Annotated in this window: 17 protein-coding genes; 5 read left to right on the top strand and 12 right to left on the bottom strand. The window is 70.3% G+C overall.

Features of this window, described 5'->3' with window-relative positions; all coding sequences use genetic code 11:
* Positions 1 to 57 precede the first annotated feature (57 nt).
* A complete protein-coding gene (locus ACWGI2_RS20510) occupies positions 58 to 798 on the top strand; it encodes a response regulator transcription factor (RefSeq protein WP_453696684.1) in 741 nt (246 codons plus the stop codon).
* Entirely contained in the window at positions 795 to 2,180 is a 1,386-nt protein-coding gene (locus ACWGI2_RS20505; RefSeq protein ID WP_453696682.1) for a sensor histidine kinase, read from the top strand. The genes ACWGI2_RS20510 and ACWGI2_RS20505 overlap by 4 nt, the downstream gene beginning before the upstream one ends.
* Positions 2,181 to 2,213: 33 nt before the next feature.
* On the opposite strand, the gene ACWGI2_RS20500 is transcribed toward ACWGI2_RS20505, so the two are convergent.
* From ACWGI2_RS20500 to ACWGI2_RS20480, 5 genes are all read right to left on the bottom strand, one after another.
* Positions 2,214 to 3,314, bottom strand: a complete 1,101-nt coding sequence (locus ACWGI2_RS20500; protein ID WP_453696681.1) for an alpha/beta fold hydrolase — start codon at positions 3,312 to 3,314, stop codon at positions 2,214 to 2,216.
* 171 nt (positions 3,315 to 3,485) lie between these two features.
* Positions 3,486 to 5,186: an acyl-CoA mutase large subunit family protein gene (locus ACWGI2_RS20495; RefSeq protein WP_453696680.1), complete on the bottom strand. Its 1,701-nt coding sequence runs from the start codon at positions 5,184 to 5,186 to the stop codon at positions 3,486 to 3,488.
* A gap of 84 nt (positions 5,187 to 5,270) precedes the next feature.
* Positions 5,271 to 5,603, bottom strand: coding sequence for a DUF3817 domain-containing protein (locus tag ACWGI2_RS20490; protein ID WP_453696678.1), 333 nt, complete (start codon positions 5,601 to 5,603; stop codon positions 5,271 to 5,273).
* Between the two features lie 68 nt (positions 5,604 to 5,671).
* Entirely contained in the window at positions 5,672 to 6,181 is a 510-nt protein-coding gene (locus ACWGI2_RS20485; RefSeq protein ID WP_160507278.1) for a MarR family transcriptional regulator, read from the bottom strand.
* Between the two features lie 10 nt (positions 6,182 to 6,191).
* Entirely contained in the window at positions 6,192 to 7,529 is a 1,338-nt protein-coding gene (locus tag ACWGI2_RS20480) for an MFS transporter (protein ID WP_453696677.1), read from the bottom strand.
* A gap of 84 nt (positions 7,530 to 7,613) precedes the next feature.
* Between ACWGI2_RS20480 and ACWGI2_RS20475 the strand changes: the two genes are divergently transcribed.
* Positions 7,614 to 8,600 carry a DUF5937 family protein gene (locus ACWGI2_RS20475; RefSeq protein WP_453696675.1) on the top strand — a complete coding sequence of 329 codons (987 nt, stop codon included), beginning with the start codon at positions 7,614 to 7,616 and terminating at the stop codon, positions 8,598 to 8,600.
* 95 nt (positions 8,601 to 8,695) lie between these two features.
* Entirely contained in the window at positions 8,696 to 9,727 is a 1,032-nt protein-coding gene (locus ACWGI2_RS20470) for a glycoside hydrolase family 6 protein (protein WP_453696674.1), read from the top strand.
* A 7-nt stretch (positions 9,728 to 9,734) separates the two neighbouring features.
* On the opposite strand, the gene ACWGI2_RS20465 is transcribed toward ACWGI2_RS20470, so the two are convergent.
* The 7 genes from ACWGI2_RS20465 to ACWGI2_RS20435 form a co-directional block, all read right to left on the bottom strand.
* Complete coding sequence (locus ACWGI2_RS20465; protein ID WP_453696673.1) at positions 9,735 to 11,699, bottom strand: galactose oxidase-like domain-containing protein; 1,965 nt, start codon at positions 11,697 to 11,699, stop codon at positions 9,735 to 9,737.
* A 3-nt stretch (positions 11,700 to 11,702) separates the two neighbouring features.
* Positions 11,703 to 13,541 carry a glycosyltransferase family 2 protein gene (locus ACWGI2_RS20460; protein ID WP_453696671.1) on the bottom strand — a complete coding sequence of 613 codons (1,839 nt, stop codon included), beginning with the start codon at positions 13,539 to 13,541 and terminating at the stop codon, positions 11,703 to 11,705.
* A gap of 328 nt (positions 13,542 to 13,869) precedes the next feature.
* Positions 13,870 to 14,502: a TetR/AcrR family transcriptional regulator gene (locus ACWGI2_RS20455; RefSeq protein WP_453696670.1), complete on the bottom strand. Its 633-nt coding sequence runs from the start codon at positions 14,500 to 14,502 to the stop codon at positions 13,870 to 13,872.
* The gene (locus tag ACWGI2_RS20450) at positions 14,499 to 15,182 is read right to left on the bottom strand and encodes a DUF4166 domain-containing protein (protein ID WP_453696668.1); all 684 of its coding nucleotides are present in this window, start codon (positions 15,180 to 15,182) and stop codon (positions 14,499 to 14,501) included. The genes ACWGI2_RS20455 and ACWGI2_RS20450 overlap by 4 nt, the downstream gene beginning before the upstream one ends.
* Complete coding sequence (locus ACWGI2_RS20445) at positions 15,182 to 15,874, bottom strand: hypothetical protein (protein ID WP_453696667.1); 693 nt, start codon at positions 15,872 to 15,874, stop codon at positions 15,182 to 15,184. Before ACWGI2_RS20445 ends, ACWGI2_RS20450 begins: the two co-directional genes overlap by 1 nt.
* Before the next feature lie 147 nt (positions 15,875 to 16,021).
* Positions 16,022 to 16,315, bottom strand: a complete 294-nt coding sequence (locus ACWGI2_RS20440; protein ID WP_160507269.1) for an MTH1187 family thiamine-binding protein — start codon at positions 16,313 to 16,315, stop codon at positions 16,022 to 16,024.
* Complete coding sequence (locus ACWGI2_RS20435; protein ID WP_249587704.1) at positions 16,312 to 16,656, bottom strand: DUF3817 domain-containing protein; 345 nt, start codon at positions 16,654 to 16,656, stop codon at positions 16,312 to 16,314. Before ACWGI2_RS20435 ends, ACWGI2_RS20440 begins: the two co-directional genes overlap by 4 nt.
* Positions 16,657 to 16,838: 182 nt before the next feature.
* Here ACWGI2_RS20435 and ACWGI2_RS20430 point away from each other — a divergent pair, with 182 nt between their 5' ends.
* On the top strand, positions 16,839 to 17,477 hold the full coding sequence (locus ACWGI2_RS20430) for an AIM24 family protein (protein ID WP_453696665.1): 639 nt from the start codon (positions 16,839 to 16,841) through the stop codon (positions 17,475 to 17,477).
* Position 17,478 lies beyond the last annotated feature (1 nt).

Here is a 17,478-nt window from a genome sequence, read left to right as displayed (position 1 = left end):
GAGCATCACGAGCAGGTCTAAGAGTGTTTTAAGAGCCGCGTTTGGCACCTTGGGTCCATGAGCTTCACGAGCAGGCCGGGCCCACCCGTGACCGGCGGCGGCCCAACGGCGGCCAAGATCCTGGTCGTCGACGACGACCCCGAGGTCCGCGCGGCGGTGGAGGACGCCCTCACGATCGAGGGCCACTTGGTCCGCGGCGCGCCGGACGGGCAGCGTGCGCTCTCGGCGGTGGCCCGCTGGGAACCCGACCTGCTGGTCCTGGACGTGATGATGCCGGTCCTCGACGGCCTCGCCGTGTGCCGCCAGCTGCGCGCCGCGGGCGACCGCACCCCGGTCCTCGTCCTCACCGCTCTCGGCTCCGTCAGTGAGCGCGTCGACGGCCTCGACGCGGGCGCCGACGACTATCTGGTGAAGCCCTTCGCCCTGGACGAGCTCGTCGCCCGCGTCCGCGCGCTCCTGCGCCGCGCCGCCCCCGAGCAGCTCTCCGCCGCCGAGGGCGACGACCTGGCGTACGGCGATCTCGTCCTCGACCCGTCGACCCGCACCGGCCGCCGCGGCCACCGCACGGTCGAGTTCAGCCGCACCGAGGCCACCCTGCTCGAACTGCTCATGCGGAACGCCGGTCAGGTGCTTCCACGCGAGCTCATCCAGGAGTCGGTCTGGGGCCGCGACTTCGGGCCGGACTCCAACTCCCTTGCCGTGTACGTCGGTTATCTGCGCCGCAAGCTGGAGTCGGGCGGCGAACCACGCCTGGTGCACACGGTGCACGGCGTCGGCTACCGGCTGGGCAGCCCGTGAGCGCCCGGCGCAGGCTCGGCGCGCGGTGGCGGCGCAGGCGTCCGCTGCGCACGCGGCTCGCGCTCGCCGCGGCGGCGGCCGTCGCGCTGGTCGCGGTCGGAGTGTGCGTGGCCGCGTTCCTCGTCATCCGCTACAAGCTCTACCAGCAGCTCAACCAGAACCTCACCCAGTCGGCGACCCTCATCGCCCAGCAGCGGGAGTACGACAGCGAGCCGGGGGTGGTGGCGCGCGAGTGCCGCTACCCCGGTGCCCCCGCCTGCTCCCAGATCGTCCCCGCGGACGCCGCGAAGGACCCGTCGAAGCCGTATCTGCTGCCGGTCACGGAGTTGACCAGGAAGGTCGCGAGCGGCCGGGCGGCCCCGTACTACACGAGCCTGACGCTGTACGGGAAACCCACCCGGATGTACACGACCAACTACGGCACGGGGAGCGCCGTCCAGGTCGCCCTGCGCGCCGACATCGCCGAGCGCGGCGTGCGCCAGGCCGCGGGGCTGCTTTCCGCGGTGGGCGGCGCCGGAGTGCTCCTGTCGGGGCTCGGCGGCTACTGGGTCTCGCGCACGGGCCTCGCCCCGGTCGCCCGCCTCACCGCCACGGCGGAGCGCATCGCGGCGACCCGTGACGCCCGCCACCGCATCGAGCTGCCGCCGGGGCCGCCGGGCCGCGAGGACGAGGTGACCCGCCTCGCCGCGTCGTTCAACGCGATGCTGGCCGAGCTGGAGGAGTCGGTCACGGCACGCCGCCGCCTGGTCGCCGATGCCTCGCACGAGCTGCGTACTCCGCTGACGGCGCTGCGGACGAACGCCGAACTCTTGGCCCGCGCCGACCGGTTGAGCGAGGCGCAGCGCGAACGCGCGTCCGGCGCCCTTGCCCGCCAGCTGCGCGAGGTCACCGGCATGGTCAACGACCTGATCGAGCTGGCGCGTGACGAGGAGCCGCAGCCCCTCCTGGAGGAGGTGCGGCTCGCGCCTCTGGTCACGCACGTCGTGGACGCGGCGCGCGGCCACTGGCCGCAGGTGCCCTTCACGCTCCAGGTGACACCGGAAGCGGCGGACCTGAGCATCCCCGGCGTACCCGCGCGTCTCTCACGCCTGGTCACCAACCTCCTGGACAACGCGGCCAAGTTCAGCCCGCCGGGCACGCCCGTGGAGGTCTCCCTGACCTCCGCCGTCCTGACGGTCCGCGATCACGGGCCCGGCATCGCGGAGGAGGACCTGCCGTACGTCTTCGACCGCTTCTACCGCGCCGAGAAGGCCCGCGCCCTGCCGGGTTCGGGCCTCGGTCTCGCGATGGCCCGCCAGATCGCCCACGCACACGGAGCGGAGCTCTCGGCGGAGAGGGCGCCCGGCGGGGGCGCGCTGTTCAGGCTGACGCTGCCCGGCTGATCGTCGGCTGCCCAGCTGGTGGTTCGCGGTGGGCTAGTTGTTCTTCCAGGCGCAACTGCCCAGCGTGGCCTTGTCCTTGGCGAGGAGCCGGTCGGCCTCGTCGGCGGGCAGCACGCGCGTGTGCTTGCCCTTGCAGATGACCGTGCGGTCACTGTGTCCCGCGAGGTCGACCAGGATCTGGTCCCAGTGGCGGTACTGCACGTCGTGCCCGGAGTCCGCGTACGTACGCACCTTCGCCTTGCCCGGCAGCGCCTCCTGCCAGGTCTTGAGCGTCGCCGGCGGCACGGTGGTGTCCTTCTTGCCGCCGTAGAGGTGGACGGGTGCGTCGAGCTTCTTCAGGTCCGGGCCCGGCCGTCCGCAGTACAGCTTCTGCTCGTGCACCTGCGGCGCGGGGTCGGCCTGCTGGCCTCGCTGGTTGTAGGTGCGAGCGCCTTCCTCGTACGCCGTGTCGGCGAAGCCCGGTATCGACTTGACGGGGCTGTCGTCGGGGAACGCCCACCACTTGCGCGGGTCCCTGATCGAGTCCTTCACGGTGGCGGCGAGCTCGTCGTCGGACATCGAGCAGTACGCGGGCTTCGCGCCGTAGGGCGGCAGGGCGGCCGCGAGGTGCAGGGCCGAGATCCGCTCGGGGGCGCGCCCGGCGAGCTCCGCGGCGTAGGGGCCGCCGCCGGAGATCGCGATCACGCTGACGTCGTCCACGCCGAGCTTGTCGAGGACTTCGAGGGTGTCGTTCGCGAAGTCGGCCTTGCCGAGCTTCTTGTCGAACTCCGTGTCACCGAAGCCGTTGCGCTCGACGGAGATGAGGCGCAGGCCCAGGTCCTCGCGGGTCGAGCGGAAGAAGTCCGTCATGTGCGCCGCGCGGGCGCTGGTGCCGGTGCCGCCTATGAACAGGACGGGCTTGCCCTTCTTGTTCCCGGTGTCGGAGTAGTGAGCCGTCCGGCCGTTCGAGAGCTTCGCCGCGTGCACGTCGGGGCCGAGCGAGTCGAAGGTGTCCTGGACCTTCGGCTCGGCGGGCGGGCTCGCGCTGACCTCGCCGGAGCCGTACACCGTCAGCGCACCGAGGAGAGTGACTGTCGCGGCTCCGATGGCGATCACGGCGGTGCGGGTGGGGCCGGGCAGGCTCACGGGTGACACAGGATGACTCCAGGGGCAGGTGGGACTGACGCGAGCGCGCGCCTACCCAGCTGCTTGCATCTGACACCCACGAATTTCCGCCGGGCTCGGAAGAGGCCCCGCAGGGGCGCGGGGAACTGCGCGACCAGCCAGAACAGACCCGCAGATCCCCACACACCCGAAGAACCCGAACTAGAACCCCGGGGGCTCCGTGTAAATGCCCCACTCGTCCCGCAGGGCCCCGCAGATCTCCCCGAGCGTCGCCTCCGCGCGAACCGCCTCCAGCATGGGCGGAATCATGTTCGCCCCGCCCCGCGCAGCGGCAAGCATCGCTTCGAGCGAGGCCCGCACCCGCGCGTCGTCCCGCGCCGAGCGGCGCCCGCCGAGGACCTTGACCTGCTCCCGCTCCACCTCGTGAGAGACCCGCAGGATCTCCAGATCGCCGGTGACGGACCCGTGGTGGACGTTGACGCCCACGACGCGCTTGTCGCCCTTCTCCAGGGACTGCTGGTACTGGAACGCCGACTCGGCGATCTCCCCGGTGAACCAGCCGTCCTCGATGCCGCGCAGGATCCCGGACGTGATCGGGCCAATCGGGTGCTGCCCGTCCGGGTGGGCGCGGCGCCCCCGCTCCTTGATCTGCTCGAAGATCTTCTCGGCGTCGGCCTCGATGCGGTCGGTGAGCTGCTCGACGTACCAGGAGCCGCCCAGCGGGTCCGCCACGTTGGCGACGCCCGTCTCCTCCATGAGCACCTGCTGCGTGCGCAGCGCGATCTCGGCGGCCTGCTCGCTCGGCAGCGCGAGCGTCTCGTCGAGGGCGTTGGTGTGCAGGGAGTTCGTGCCGCCGAGGACCGCGGAGAGGGCCTCGACAGCGGTGCGTACGACGTTGTTGTAGGGCTGCTGGGCGGTGAGCGATACGCCCGCGGTCTGGGTGTGGAAGCGCAGCCACTGGGCCTTGTCGGTCTTCGCGCCGTACACGTCGCGCATCCAGCGGGCCCAGATGCGGCGGGCGGCGCGGAACTTGGCGATCTCCTCGAAGAAGTCGAGGTGAGCGTCGAAGAAGAAGCTCAGTCCGGGCGCGAAGACGTCCACGTCCATGCCGCGGCTCAGCCCCAGCTCGACGTACCCGAAGCCGTCCGCGAGGGTGTACGCGAGCTCCTGCGCGGCCGTCGCCCCGGCCTCGCGGATGTGGTAGCCGGAGACCGAGAGGGGCTTGTACGCGGGGATGTCGCGCGCGCAGTGCTCCATCAGGTCGCCGATGAGGCGCAGGTGCGGCTCGGGCTGGAAGAGCCACTCCTTCTGTGCGATGTACTCCTTGAAGATGTCCGTCTGGAGCGTGCCGTTCAGGACGGCCGGGTCGATGCCCTGTCGCTCGGCGGCGACCAGGTACATGCAGAAGACGGGGACGGCGGGTCCGGAGATCGTCATCGACGTCGTGACGTCACCGAGCGGGATGTCCTTGAACAGGACCTCCATGTCGGCGGCCGAGTCGATGGCGACCCCGCAGTGTCCGACCTCGCCGAGGGACTGGGGTTCGTCGGAGTCCCGGCCCATCAGGGTCGGCATGTCGAAGGCCACGGAGAGTCCGCCGCCGCCGTTGGCCAGGATCATCTTGTAGCGCTCGTTCGTCTGCTCGGCGTTGCCGAAGCCCGCGAACTGGCGGATGGTCCAGGTCCGGCCGCGGTAGCCGGTGACGTGCAGTCCGCGGGTGAAGGGGTATTCGCCGGGCCATCCGATCCGCTCGAAACCCTCGTACGTGTCCCCGGGCCGTGGCCCGTAGACGGGCTCGACCGGGTCGCCGGAGAGCGTGGTGAAATCCGCGTCGCGCTTCTTCGCGGTGTCGTACCGGGCCTGCCAGCGACGGCGGCCCTCCTCGATGGCGTCAGCGTCCATACCCTCGAATTTACTTGGACGCCCTAGTAAATGTCGATGGCTCACCGCCACGGGTATGTCCGTGGCGGCTTTCCGGGGGTGGCGTTACGCCTTCGCGGTGACCGGGGAGCCGTCGGTGATCAGCGGCTCGACGTCCTTGGCGACCTTGCGCTCGACGAAGAACGCGGCGGTGGGGATGGTGCCCGAGACAAGCACCCAGAGCAGCTTCCCGAACGGCCACTTCGCCTTGGAGCCCAGGTCGAAGGCGAAGATCAGGTAGATGATGTAGAGGACGCCGTGGACCTGGGAGACGACCAGCGTCAGGCCCTCGCCCTTGTCGAAGCCGTACTTGAAAACCATGCAGGTGCACAGCACGAGCAACATGACGGCGGTGACATAGGCCATCACCCGGTAACGGGTCAGCACGCTTCGCTTCATGCCTACGAGCGTATCGGCCCGATTTGCGCGATCTTCCGGCGGCCCCGGCACGAACGGAACCCGAGGTTCTACTGCTCCTCGAAGTCCTCGGCGGCGACCCGCAGCGGCCGCAGCATCGCGAAGATCTCCGCGCACTCCTCGGCGTCGTACACCCCGAGCCCGAAGTCCATGGCCATCAGCTCGCGGGTGGCCGACTCGACGACCTCGCGGCCCTTCTCCGTGATGGAGGCGAGGGTGCCGCGCCCGTCGTTCGGATTGGGGCGCTTGTCGACGAGACCGGACTTGACGAGACGGTCGACGGTGTTGGTGACGGACGTGGGGTGGACCATGAGCCGCTCGCCGATCTTGGACATCGGCAACTCACCGGCCTGCGAGAACGTCAGCAGGACCAGGGCCTCGTACCGCGCGAAGGTGAGTCCGTACGGCTTGACGACCGCGTCGACCTCACCGAGCAGGATCTGGTGCGCCCGCATGATCGAGGTGATCGCGCCCATGGCCGGTACGGATCCCCAGCGCTGCTTCCAGAGCTCGTCGGCGCGGGCGATGGGATCGAAGGGAAGGCTGAGCGGCTTCGGCACGCCAAAGACCTTACCCGCCGGTCACATGGTGGTCAGCCCCGTCTCGGGATTCGGTCCCTTGTTCCCGTACGTCGGCTGGTTTCCCGGCGGTCGTACGGTGTGACGCGTCCGTACGGTGCGTGGCGCGGACCTCCGCGGCCAGCGCGAGGCAGCAGAGCGTGCCGAGCACGCCCGACGCCGTGACGACGGTGCTCACCGCGAAGAACTCCGCCGCGAGTCCGGCGAGCGCCATGCCGACCCCCTGGATCGTCATGAGCCCCGCCGTGTGCACGGTCATGGCCCGCCCGCGCAGTTCCTCGGGCACGGCGTCGACGAACCACCGGTCGACGCCCAGCGTGTACGCGGATCCGGCGCCGGCGAGCGCGAGGGCGAGCATCGCCCACAGGAGGCCCGGCGTGAGCGCGTACACCGTGAGCGGCAGGAGCGTGAAGGAGGCGAGCGGCAGAGCGATGCGGGCCCGGGTGCTCGCGGAGAGCGCGGACCCCGCGTACAGCTCCGCGGCGATCGTGCCGACCGGCAGCGCGCACATCAGGAGTCCGACGCCCGCGACACCGACGCCGATCTGATCGGCGTACGGAGCGGCGAGCGCTTCCGGGGCGACCATGAACATGGGCGGCGCCCACAGGAGGAGCAGCAGCGCCCTGATCCGCCGGTCGCCGAGTGCTTGCCGCGCGCCGCTGAGCGAGTACCTCATCAGGGCGGAACCGCCGCTCCCGCGCGCGGGTCTGCGCTTCGTGCCGCACCGCAGGAGCAACGCCGAAGCGGCGAACGTACAGACGGTGATGAGGAGCGCCCCGCGCGGCGGGACGACGGTGAGCAGGACGCCGCCGAGCCCGAATCCGACGAGCACGGAGCTCTGCGAGACGATCCGGAGCAGGGAGCGGCCGAGGACGAACAGGTCGCCGTCCCCGAGGATGTCGGTGAGGGTCGCCATGCGCGTGCCGTTGAAGACGGGCGACACGAGGGCGATGACGCACCGCAGCGCGAGCAGTCCGAAGACGGGTGTGGCGGGCAGCGCCATGAGCGCCGCGCATCCGGCACACACCACGTCGCACATCACGAGCACCCGTCGCGCCGGACACCGGTCGGCGATCCCGGAGAGCAGGGTCCCGCCGATGAGGTAGGGCAGCATCCCGAGCGCGAAGGTGAGCGCGCTGAGCAGCGGTGACCCGGTGAGCCCGTACACGAGCACGGTGAGGGCGACCTCGCTGACGACGACGCCGAGCAGCGAGAGGGCGTGGGCGAGGAAGACGGCGCGGAACTCGCGGATCGTGAAGAGGCGGAGGTAGCCGGTGGGTTGGGGACAGGGTTCGGTGGTGCGCGCCTCGGGGACGGGCTCGTCGGACATGTCCGCACCCTGCACGCGCGCGTGCCGGTCGCCCTAGAGTTTCGGTTCCAGGCGAATCTTGCGGGGGGGGGGGTGGGTGAGCGCGTGCCGAACCGGTTGCACTTCGGCCCGGACGATCTCCTGCGGTGCCGGTTCGCCGTGTCGCCGCTGTGGGAGACCCAGGAGGCCGTGCGGACCCTGAAGCGGCCCGACCGGCACGGCTATCACCCGCAGTGGCTGCGGCGGATCCGCGGGGCGGGCGCCGGGCTCGAACTCGGGGCGCTGTGGCTGCTGATGCCGCCGCGCGGGTACAGCCCCGACTTCATCGGCCCTCCCCCCATCGGCCCCGCCGCCACCTTCGACGAGGAGATCGCGGCCGTGCGCGCGGCCGACCCCGGTGCCGCGCGGGAGGAGCTCGCGCGGGCGCTCGCCTGCACCGCGGGGGCAGCCGAATCTCCCCAGGGGCGTGCGCTGCTCGCCGACCCTGCACGCGCGGTGCGGGATCTCGCGGATGCCATGGAGGCCGCCTGGCACACCCTCGTCGAGCCGGACTGGCCCCGGCTCCGCGCGCTCCTGGAGGCGGACGTCGCCTTCCACTCGCGGCGGCTCGCGGAGGTCGGCCTCGGCGCGCTCGTCGCCGAGTTGGACCCGCGGTTCGCCTGGGACGCGGACACGCTGACCGTCGCGCGGCGGGGCGACCACGTGCGGCATCTGGCGGGCCAGGGCCTCGTCCTGATGCCCAGCGTCTTCGCCTGGCCGGACGTGGTGGGCGGCCACGAGCCGCCCTGGCAGCCGACCCTGGTCTATCCCGCCCGCGGCCTCGCCGGACTCTGGGCCGAGCCGAGCGACCGTACGTCCGAGGCGCTCGTACGGCTCCTTGGACGGGGCAGGGCCACCGTCCTCGCCGCGCTCAACGACCCTGCGACCACCTCGGCCCTGGCACATCGCCTGGGGCTCGCCCCTTCGTCCGTCTCCGCGCACCTCGGCGCCCTGCGCGACGCCGGGCTGCTGGTCTCGCGGCGGTACGGACACCAGGTGCTGTACGAGCGCACTCCGCTCGGCATCGCGCTGGCGAACGGCGGCGGTCTCTGAGCCGGTATCGGAACGGGCCCCGCCCGGTGTCGCAACCAAGGGCGATTGGACCGTTATGTAACGATTGCCCGGTCACCGTCGCCCAAGGGGGCTGGATGTACCGGCTGCTCCGCACGTTCACCGCACTCACGGCCCTCACGGCCCTCGGGCTCACGGCAGGGTGCTCCTCCGAATCCGGCAGCAAGGGCAAGGAGAAGACGCCCGTCGAGGCCGGTCCCTCCACCGAGGCCGCCAAGAAGGCCCCGGAGAGCGCCTTCTGGGTCGACCCGCAGAGCGCCGCCGCCCGGCAGGTCAGGCAGTGGGAGCAGGAGGGCCGCACCCAGGACGCCGCCGCGCTCAAGCGGATCTCCGAGCAGCCCATGGCCGTGTGGCCCGCGGGCGACGACCCGGTCCCGGACGTCAAGGCGGCCGTCGACGGTGCCGCGCGGGACGACCGCACCGCCGTGCTCGTCGCGTACAACATCCCGCACCGCGACTGCGGCAACCACTCCGCCGGCGGCGCGCACAGCTCGGACTTCTACCGGCAGTGGATCGACAAGTTCGCCGGCACCATCGGCGACACACCGGCCGTCGTCATCCTGGAGCCGGACGCGATCCCGCACATCGTGGACGGCTGCACCCCCGCCGAGTACCACGCCGAGCGCTACCAACTACTCTCCGAAGCCATCCAGCGGTTCAAGCGGCAGCCCCAGGTGAAGGTCTATCTGGACGCGGGCAACCCGGGCTGGATCGACCAGGCGGGCAAGCTCGCGGCGCCGCTCCAGCAGGCGGGGATCGCGCAGGCGGACGGCTTCTCGCTGAACGTGTCGAACTTCCAGAGCGACGAGACCATCAAGGCGTACGGCCGCGGCCTCTCGGGGATCGTCGGCGGCAAGCACTTCGTGATGGACTCCAGCCGCAACGGCAAGGGCCCGCTCGCCGGTGACCGTGAGGACGCCTGGTGCAATCCGCCGGGCCGCGGCCTCGGCACCCCGCCCACGGACAAGACCGGTGACGCGCTGCTCGACGCGGTCCTGTGGATCAAGCGGCCCGGCGACTCGGACGGACCGTGCAGGGGTGGCCCGGCGGCGGGCCAGTGGTGGCCCGACTACGCGCTCGGTCTCGCGCGCAACGCGAAGGCCACCTGACCGGCAGTCACTTCTGCCCGACGTGGATCCACTTCGCCTCGGACGACGAGCCGTCCTGGTCCGTCACGAAGAGCATGTACCAGCCCGGCGGCACAAGCGCGGTGTCGCCCCTGGGCACCTGCACCGTCACCTCACCCTTGCCCTTGGTGAGACCGAGCGCGATCGACCGCTGCTCGACGTCCGTCGTGTGCGTCACCGCGCTGGGGCGCATCAGACGGGCCGAGGCGATCTTCTCGGGGCTTGCAGTACGGAACGTCGCGCGGCCGTCCGCCGCGAGCTCCTCCGGGCCCTCGCCGAGGACCGGGCGGTTCTTGCCCGCCTTGTGCAGCGCGGGCGGCGTGTAGACCTCCATGCGCTGCTCGAAGTGGCCGAGCTTGGTGTTCTGCTGGTTGTCGAAGAGCGGGTCGGAGCCGAACGTGACGACCCGTCCGTCGGGCAGGAGCAGCGCCTCGGAGTGGTAGTTGCGGCCCACCTTGGGGGACGCCGCCTCGCGGAAGCTGTTCGACTTGGGGTCGTAGAACTGCGCCTTGAGGATGTTGCTGCCGCCGCGCCCCCGGTAGTCCTTGGAGCCGTTGGACGTGAACACCGAGTCGTCCGGCAGGATCACGCTGTTCAAGTAGCGGGTTCCCTGTGGGAGTTCGGGTCCGGTCCTGAAGGCGGGGCTCTTCTCCTTGAGGTCCACGACGGCCGTACGCCGGGTCGCCTTGTCGGACTCGCCGACGCCTCCGCCGCCCAGGATCATCACCTTCTGGTCCTGCGCCGGGGGCAGCAGGAGGGAGGCGGACGTCTCGGTCTGGTCGAGGTCGACGAGGCCGGGGATCTTCTCGAACTTGTTCGTCTTCAGGTCCCACAGGCCGGGCTCACGGCCCTTGTCGGCGGGCCCGTAGCCCGCGTTCGACGCCGGGTAGAAGAGCTTGCCGCCCTTGGTGAGGAAGAGCGCCGGGTAGGTCGGGAAGTAGCGCTTGGGGCCGTTGGTCCACTTCTTCGTCTTGGGGTCGTAGATCTCGTTGTCGCCCGGGTCGATCATGCCCACGTCGTCGAGACCGGAGACCGCGAGCACCTTGCCGTCGTCGAGACCGACGAGCGTGGGGTACCAGCGGGCCTTCTCCATCGGCTCCACGGGGATGTACTTCTCGGCCACCGCGTCGAACTCGTAGGCCGCCTTGATCCCCTGGAAGTCCTGCTTGTCCATGGTGAGCTTCTCGGCGATCCCGTACGCGTTGTCGGCTTCCTTGCCGGTGAGGCCCTCGATCTCGTACTGCGCGGACTTCTCGTTGACGAACTCGTTGCCCTCCTGGGCGGCCTCGACGAAGACGCGCGCCTCACTCGCCTTGACCGTGGTCTTCCAGGGCTGCATCGCACCGGTCTTGGAGTACGTGATCTCGTAGTCCCGCTTGGCCTTGGGGACCTTGACGTCGAACTTGCTCACGTACTCGATGCCCGACGGCGAGCGGAAACGGGTGCCCTTCTTGAGGACGATGGCCTTGTCGGGGTTCTCGTTCTTGACGCGCATGCCGCCGCCGGCCCGGTCGATCTCGCCGTCGAGGAGTTCGTAGCGCGCCGTGCCACCCGCCACCAGGAGGCGGCCGTCGGGGAGTTGGGCGTGGCCCGCGCAGAAGAAGTCCTCCGGGGTCCTGACCTTCTTGAAGGTGTCCGTCTTCGGGTCCCAGAGGATCGTGTCGAACGACCCCGCGTCGAACTTCTTCTGCTCGTTCCCGGAGCCCGCGACGATCAGGACCTTGCCGGTGTGCAGGAGCGCGGCGTGGATGGCGTTGGTCCGGAACTCCTCGGGGATGCCGATCTGTTTCCAGGAGCCGTACTTGGCCTTGTAGCCGGGCTGGGCGATCTTGTACTCGTAGTACTGCTCCTCGGCGAAGGAGAGTGCCGCCGGTGCGTTGAGCCCGACGAGCAGCGCGCCCGCCCCGACTCCGAGGAGTGTCTTCTTCGTCCGCTGAGAGGGCCGGTATGCCATGGGTCAGTTCCCTCCTGTCGTCGTACCGGTGGCGAACGCCGGCTCCGGCTCGCCGTCCGCGCCCGTGGCGCCGAGGCCTTCCGCGTCCTTCCTGGCGCGCTGGCGGATCCGCTCGCGGGCCTTGTCGCGCACCGCGCCCGCCCTGCGCTCCTTGACCAGCGAGAAGCTCCAGATCGCGACCGGGGCGAGCGCGATGACCAGCGCGAGGACGGCCCAGGTGCGCATCGCCGCGTGGGTGTGGCCGAGCACGAACGAGGCGACCAGTGAACTGGCGAGGACCGCCGCCCAGCAGAGGTGGATCCGGAAGGTGAGCACCCGGTCGGGGCTCGCGTCGCCGCCCTTGGGCGTGACCACGAAGCGGCTCGGGCGGCGCAGGACGGCGGCGCCGAGCGACTTGGCGTAGATGGGTGCGGAGAGCGCGGACATCGCCATGCCCGCGAGGCCTCCGGAGCCCTCCGGTTCGTGCGGGGAGACGTTGTGCCGGCGGTTCCAGAGGTAGAGCCCGATCTGGAGCGCCGCGGCGTCGCTGTAGAGCATCAGCCAGACGGAGGCGGCGACCTGCGTCCCGGAAGCGCCGAACCAGAGGAAGAGAACACAACTCAGCACGCCGAGCAGCCAGTTGACGGCCGTCATGGGGTAGTAGACGAGCATCATCGTGTACGAGAAGAGACGGCCGGGCGGCATCGTGAACGGCGCCCTCCAGTACTGCTTGAACAGCGTCTCGTACGTCCCGCGCGACCAGCGCATCTGCTGGGTGAAGAAGTCCGTCCAGGAGGCGGGGCCCTCGCCGACGGCGAGCACGTCCGGGGTGTAGACCGACCGCCAGTGGCGCCTGGTGAGGGGGTTCTTGTGGCGGTGCAGCTCGAAGCCGGTCGCCATGTCCTCGGTGATGGAGTCGTACAGGCCGCCGACCTGGCGGAGCGCCTGGATGCGTACGACGTTGTTGGTGCCGACGAACATGGGTGCGCGGTAGCGGTTGCCGGCGCGCTGGATCAGGGCGTGGAAGAGGAACTGCTGGGACTCGGCGGCCTTGGTGACGGGAGAGTCGTAGTTCCCGTACACCTGGGGCCCGACGACGAACGCCACGTCCTCATCCCGGAAGTAACCCATCATCCGCTCAAGGAAGTTGGGGAGCGGGACGTGGTCGGTGTCCACGGAGGCGAAGAAGTCGTAGTCGCCGCCGTGCATCGCGAGCCAGGCGTTGTAGTTGCCGTGCTTGGTGCGGGCCTTGTGGACACCCTTCGCGCGGTTCCACTCGGGCACTCCGTTGCGGGTGAAGTGACGTACGCCGAGTTCGGCGCAGAGCGCCTTGGCGTCCTCGTCGTCGCCCTCGTCCAGGAGCCAGACGTCGAGGGGGCCGGTGTGGTGTATCGCCTTCGCGCCCTCGAGGGTGGCGCGGACCATGCTGAGGGGTTCCTTGCCCGGGACGTACGTCGTGAGGAAGGCGACGCGGGTGCCGGGTTCGGGGGTGACCGGTATCGGGTCTCTCGCCACCATCGTCGCGTGGGCGATGGATATGACGTTGACGAGCATGAAGAGCTCGATGAGCCCGATCGCGACGAGCATCGTGACGTCGAGTCCGATGAGCCAGCGGTCGGCGCCCTCGCGTTCCGTCCAGTGGGTCGGCCACACGAGGTAGACGAGGAGGAGGCCGGTGAGGACCGGGGCGAGCGTCATCAGGATGACGGCTCGTATTCGGTGGGGCTCACGGGAGAGAAGCTTGTTGTACCGCACCCGATAGCGGCCACCGTCGCCGCTGCCACTGCCGCTGCTGCCGTCCGGCTCGGTGAGCGGTCCGGCGAGTGTGCTGTGGGTGTCGTAGTCGTAGCCCTCCGGCCGCACAGCGCCCTCCAGGTCGTGGGTGATCTGGCTCTGGCAGGTTCAGGTACGAACAAGCCGATACCCTCACAAAAGTGGAGTTTCCCTGGCGTGTCGAACGGGATACGTCCGTGCGAGCGGTTTTAGGGTGAACGGTTCGGCTGCGGTTGCGAGGGGCGCCACGGGGTGCGGGTCTACCCCTCGGTGGCTACGGGGCAATCGGGCGGGTGGGCGGGAAAGCTCGTTCGTCCAGGGTCGGATGCGGGGTGACGGGCGGGTGGGCGGGAAAGGTCTGTACGTCAGCACCGCCGCCGGGGGCGATGAACAGGGCCCGCCCACCCCCCGAGGGGGGTTAGGGCCGCCCAACCCGCCGTAGGCGATGCCGCATGGCACGCTGCGCAAGCGGCCCCAGATCCTCAACCGCCGCCACCAGAAGGGAAAGTTGCTCCAGGGAGTCCAACGCCCTGGACGCCCCCACCTCGTCCACCCCCTCGTACAGCTCTATCCCCACGAACGACGCCGCCACCGCCCGCGCAAGCCCCACAGGATCCGCGAACTCCCCCAGCGGCGTCGACGAGAGCACCCGGACCAGGACCTTCTCGATCTCCTCGATCCAGAGGGCGAGCCCCGCAGCCGTCGCGGGAGCGAGACGAGGCTGCGTCTGCGCCCCCGCGAGAAGCTGGCCGAGGACCGCCACGTGCCCCGCGGCCCGCTCCTCCTCATGCATCTCGCGGCCGAATTCGAGGAGTTCGGCCAGCGAGGACACCGCGTCCAGCCGCTCCCGGTAACGCGAGACCCGCTGCTCGGAGCCGTGGCGGCAGGCAGCCGCGAGGAGCTCGTCGACCGACCCGAAGTGGTAGAAGACAAGGGCCTGATTGACCCCGGCGGCAGCCGCGATCGTCCGCGCGGACGTCTTCGCGATGCCCTGCTCCGTCAGCGTACGCAGGGCCCCTTCGAGGAGTTTCCGCTTCGTGTCGGCGCTCATGCCCTCGCCTCCTCACGGAGGGGCCGCAACCCCGGCCGCACACCACAGGTGCGGACGTCCTCGTACTCCGCCGCGAAGGAACCCTCGTACCCGAAGAGCGGCCCGAAGCGCCGGTTCACCACCCTGACGCGGATACGGAAGCGGCCCGTGGAGTCGTCGTAGGACTCCCGCACCTCCGCGTCGCCGCCGATCAGGCCGGGCACGCGGACGTCCACCGGCCCTTCCCGGAAGCGGTGCGCCCCGGAGCGGATCAGCAGGGAGCCGTCCGGCTCGGCCCGGAGGTGGAGGTCGCTCGCGAGGTGCTGGTGGGTGCCCAGGTAGTCGAGGATGCGGTCGCCCTTGGGGCCCAGGACCATCTGGGCGTCGAAGCGGCGGGAGCGGCCTGGCAGATCGAAGGTGCGCACGAAGCTCACCGTCTCACGGCCGAACGTGTCGACGTACGGCACGTTCTCGATGGTGAAGGGGACGTGGCGTCCAGCGCGCGGAACGAGGATGTTGCGGGTGCCGCCCACGGCCAGGAACGGTTTCACGAAGCCCCTGCCGTGCCAGATGCGGTCCATGACGCCCCGGCCGATGCACGCCTCGCCGCTCGCGAGGCCCACGGAGAAGCGGCGTTGCAGCTGGGGGTGCAGGCGGTCGAAGTCGGCGCCCATCACCGTACGGAAGATCGATGCCCGCATCACCGCTCCTGGAGGGTCGTCAGGACGCGCGGGGCACGCGTGCGTGGCGGTGGATTACGGAGGCAGCGGCGCGCCGCGGGCGTCGTCGGCAGGGGCGGCAGAACGAAGGCGAGCGCCAGGGCGGCCGGTGCCACCATCGGCGCGGCGACGACGGCCGCGACCACGCACCCGACGCGCACCCCCACCTCTGCCAGCGCGTGCAGCAGTTGGCGCTCGGGGGTGATCCCCCGCTCGAGCCAGAGCCGCAGCCGGTCGAAGGACCAGGCCGTGGCCCAGCCCATCAGGGGGCGGAAGGCGGCCCGGTCGGCGAGCGCGCCGAAGCGGCCCCAGCGCGGGCGGTAGTCGTAGCCGGTGAGGAAGCGGATGCCGCCGTCCGGGGTGGGGACGTAGCGCCAGTAGCCCGAGCCCTCCTGGAGGAGCGACAGGGGGTGCGGTGAGGCGAAGCGCAGTGCCGATGTCCTGGTGCCGTCCGCCCGGCGCTTCTCGCCGGCGGAGATGCCGGTGCCCGCGATGGTGAGGAAGGGCAGTACGCGCGTGCCGTACCGGAAGCGCTGGGGCTCGCCCGGCACGCGCGGCAGGTAGTCGATCTCGGTGAAGCGGAGGTCCCAGCGCTGGTGCTGGGACGGCTCCTGGGTGCGTGCCCAGAGCTCGTCGAGGTCGGCGTCTATGCGTGCTTCGACGTACAGGCTCACGGCGTTCCCCCATGTCAGTGCAGTTTTGAGCGACTGCTCAAGCCGATCGTAGGGAGTTTTGAGCGGTCGCTCAAGTCCGCGGTCAAGAAGAAGCCCCCGCCGACTGTCGGCGGGGGCTTCTTCTCAGTTACGGGGGGGCAGCGGCGGCTATGCGGAAAGGTGCCGCTCCACCGTCTCGACCTTCGACGTCATCCCGTCCGTCACCCCGGGCCGGATGTCCGCCTTCATGACGACGGAGACACGCGGCGCCCGCGCCTCGACCGCGGCGACGGCGCGCTTGACGACGTCCATCACCTCGTCCCACTCGCCCTCGACGGAGGTGAACATCGCGTCGGTCCGGTTGGGCAGGCCGGACTCGCGGACGACGCGGACCGCGTCGGCGACGTACTCGCCCACGTCCTCACCGACGCCGAGCGGGGTCACGGAGAAGGCGACGATCATGCGCTCACGACGCCTTCGCGGCGGGCGCGCGACGCGATCACGGCGGCCTCGGCCTCACGCTTCAGCTTGCGCTCGGCGAAGAAGCCGCCGGCGGGCAGGACGGAGAGGATGAAGTAGAGGGCGGCCGTCTTCACGTTCCACTTGGTGCGGTTCCAGGCGTCGAGCCAGAACAGCACGTACAGGATGAAGAGCACGCCGTGGACCATGCCCATCACCGGCACGGCGTTGAAGTCCGTGGTCCGCTTGAGCACCGAGCAGATGATCAGGAGCAGGAAGGAGACGGCCTCGGGGGCCGAGACCAGACGGAGGCGGCGGAGTGCGGAAGCGGTCTTGATGTCCACGGATCACCTTCGGTGTGAGGCGGGAGCGAGGGGCGAGGGCCGCTCGGCGGCATTGACCTTGTGATTGCGATCTTGTGAATGCGCGCACAAGCGACCCCCATTGTGACATCGGGGTGTTCTCGGGGTTCGCTCAGGGGCCGTTGCCCTGTTCCGACCGCATATCCGACGGCTACCGTCGATACGTGGCAACGTTCCGACTGCAAGGCAGCAGGGTGCTCGCCGTGGACATGTCCGGCGACGCCGTCAAGGCGAAGAACGGCTCGATGGTCGCGTACGACGGCCGGATGGCCTTCAAGAAGATGACCGGCGGCGGCGAGGGCATACGGGGCATGGTGACCCGCCGCATCACCGGCGAGCAGATGACGGTGATGGAGGTGAAGGGGCACGGCACGTGCTGGTTCGCCGACCGAGCCACCGAGATCAACCTCGTGGAGCTGCGCGGCGAGAAGCTTTTCGTCGAGGCGGGCAACCTCCTGTGCACGGACGGGGGCCTGCACACCGGCACTCATTTCACCGGCGTCCGCGGAGCCTCGCAGGGCAACGGCCTGTTCACCACGACCGTCGAGGGCTCGGGCCAGGCGGCGATCATGTCCGACGGCCCCGCGGTGGTGCTGCGCGTGAGCCGGCAGTATCCGCTCACGGTGGACCCGGGGGCGTATGTCGCCCATCAGGGAGACCTCCGCCAGAACCTCCAGTCGGGCGTCACTTTCCGTACGTTGCTCGGCGAGGGCGGCGGCGAGGCCTTCCAGATCCGCTTCGAGGGCGACGGACTCGTCTATGTCCAGCCCAGCGAGCGGAACACGATCGCGGGGGACGTCTGAC

The sequence above is a fragment of the Streptomyces sp. NPDC054866 genome, assembly GCF_053610745.1.
Note: the sequence above shows the minus strand (reverse complement) of the source record. Positions and strands in the feature narration are given on the sequence as shown.

Coding starts and splice junctions, on each gene's coding strand:
- ACWGI2_RS20510 (WP_453696684.1), top strand. CDS start 58: ATGAGCTTCACGAGCAGGCCGGGCCCACCCGTGACCGGCGGCGGCCCA.
- ACWGI2_RS20495 (WP_453696680.1), bottom strand. CDS start 5,186: ATGGACGCTGACGCCATCGAGGAGGGCCGCCGTCGCTGGCAGGCCCGG.
- ACWGI2_RS20490 (WP_453696678.1), bottom strand. CDS start 5,603: ATGAAGCGAAGCGTGCTGACCCGTTACCGGGTGATGGCCTATGTCACC.
- ACWGI2_RS20480 (WP_453696677.1), bottom strand. CDS start 7,529: ATGTCCGACGAGCCCGTCCCCGAGGCGCGCACCACCGAACCCTGTCCC.
- ACWGI2_RS20470 (WP_453696674.1), top strand. CDS start 8,696: ATGTACCGGCTGCTCCGCACGTTCACCGCACTCACGGCCCTCACGGCC.
- ACWGI2_RS20465 (WP_453696673.1), bottom strand. CDS start 11,699: ATGGCATACCGGCCCTCTCAGCGGACGAAGAAGACACTCCTCGGAGTC.
- ACWGI2_RS20455 (WP_453696670.1), bottom strand. CDS start 14,502: ATGAGCGCCGACACGAAGCGGAAACTCCTCGAAGGGGCCCTGCGTACG.
- ACWGI2_RS20450 (WP_453696668.1), bottom strand. CDS start 15,182: ATGCGGGCATCGATCTTCCGTACGGTGATGGGCGCCGACTTCGACCGC.
- ACWGI2_RS20440 (WP_160507269.1), bottom strand. CDS start 16,315: ATGATCGTCGCCTTCTCCGTGACCCCGCTCGGCGTCGGTGAGGACGTG.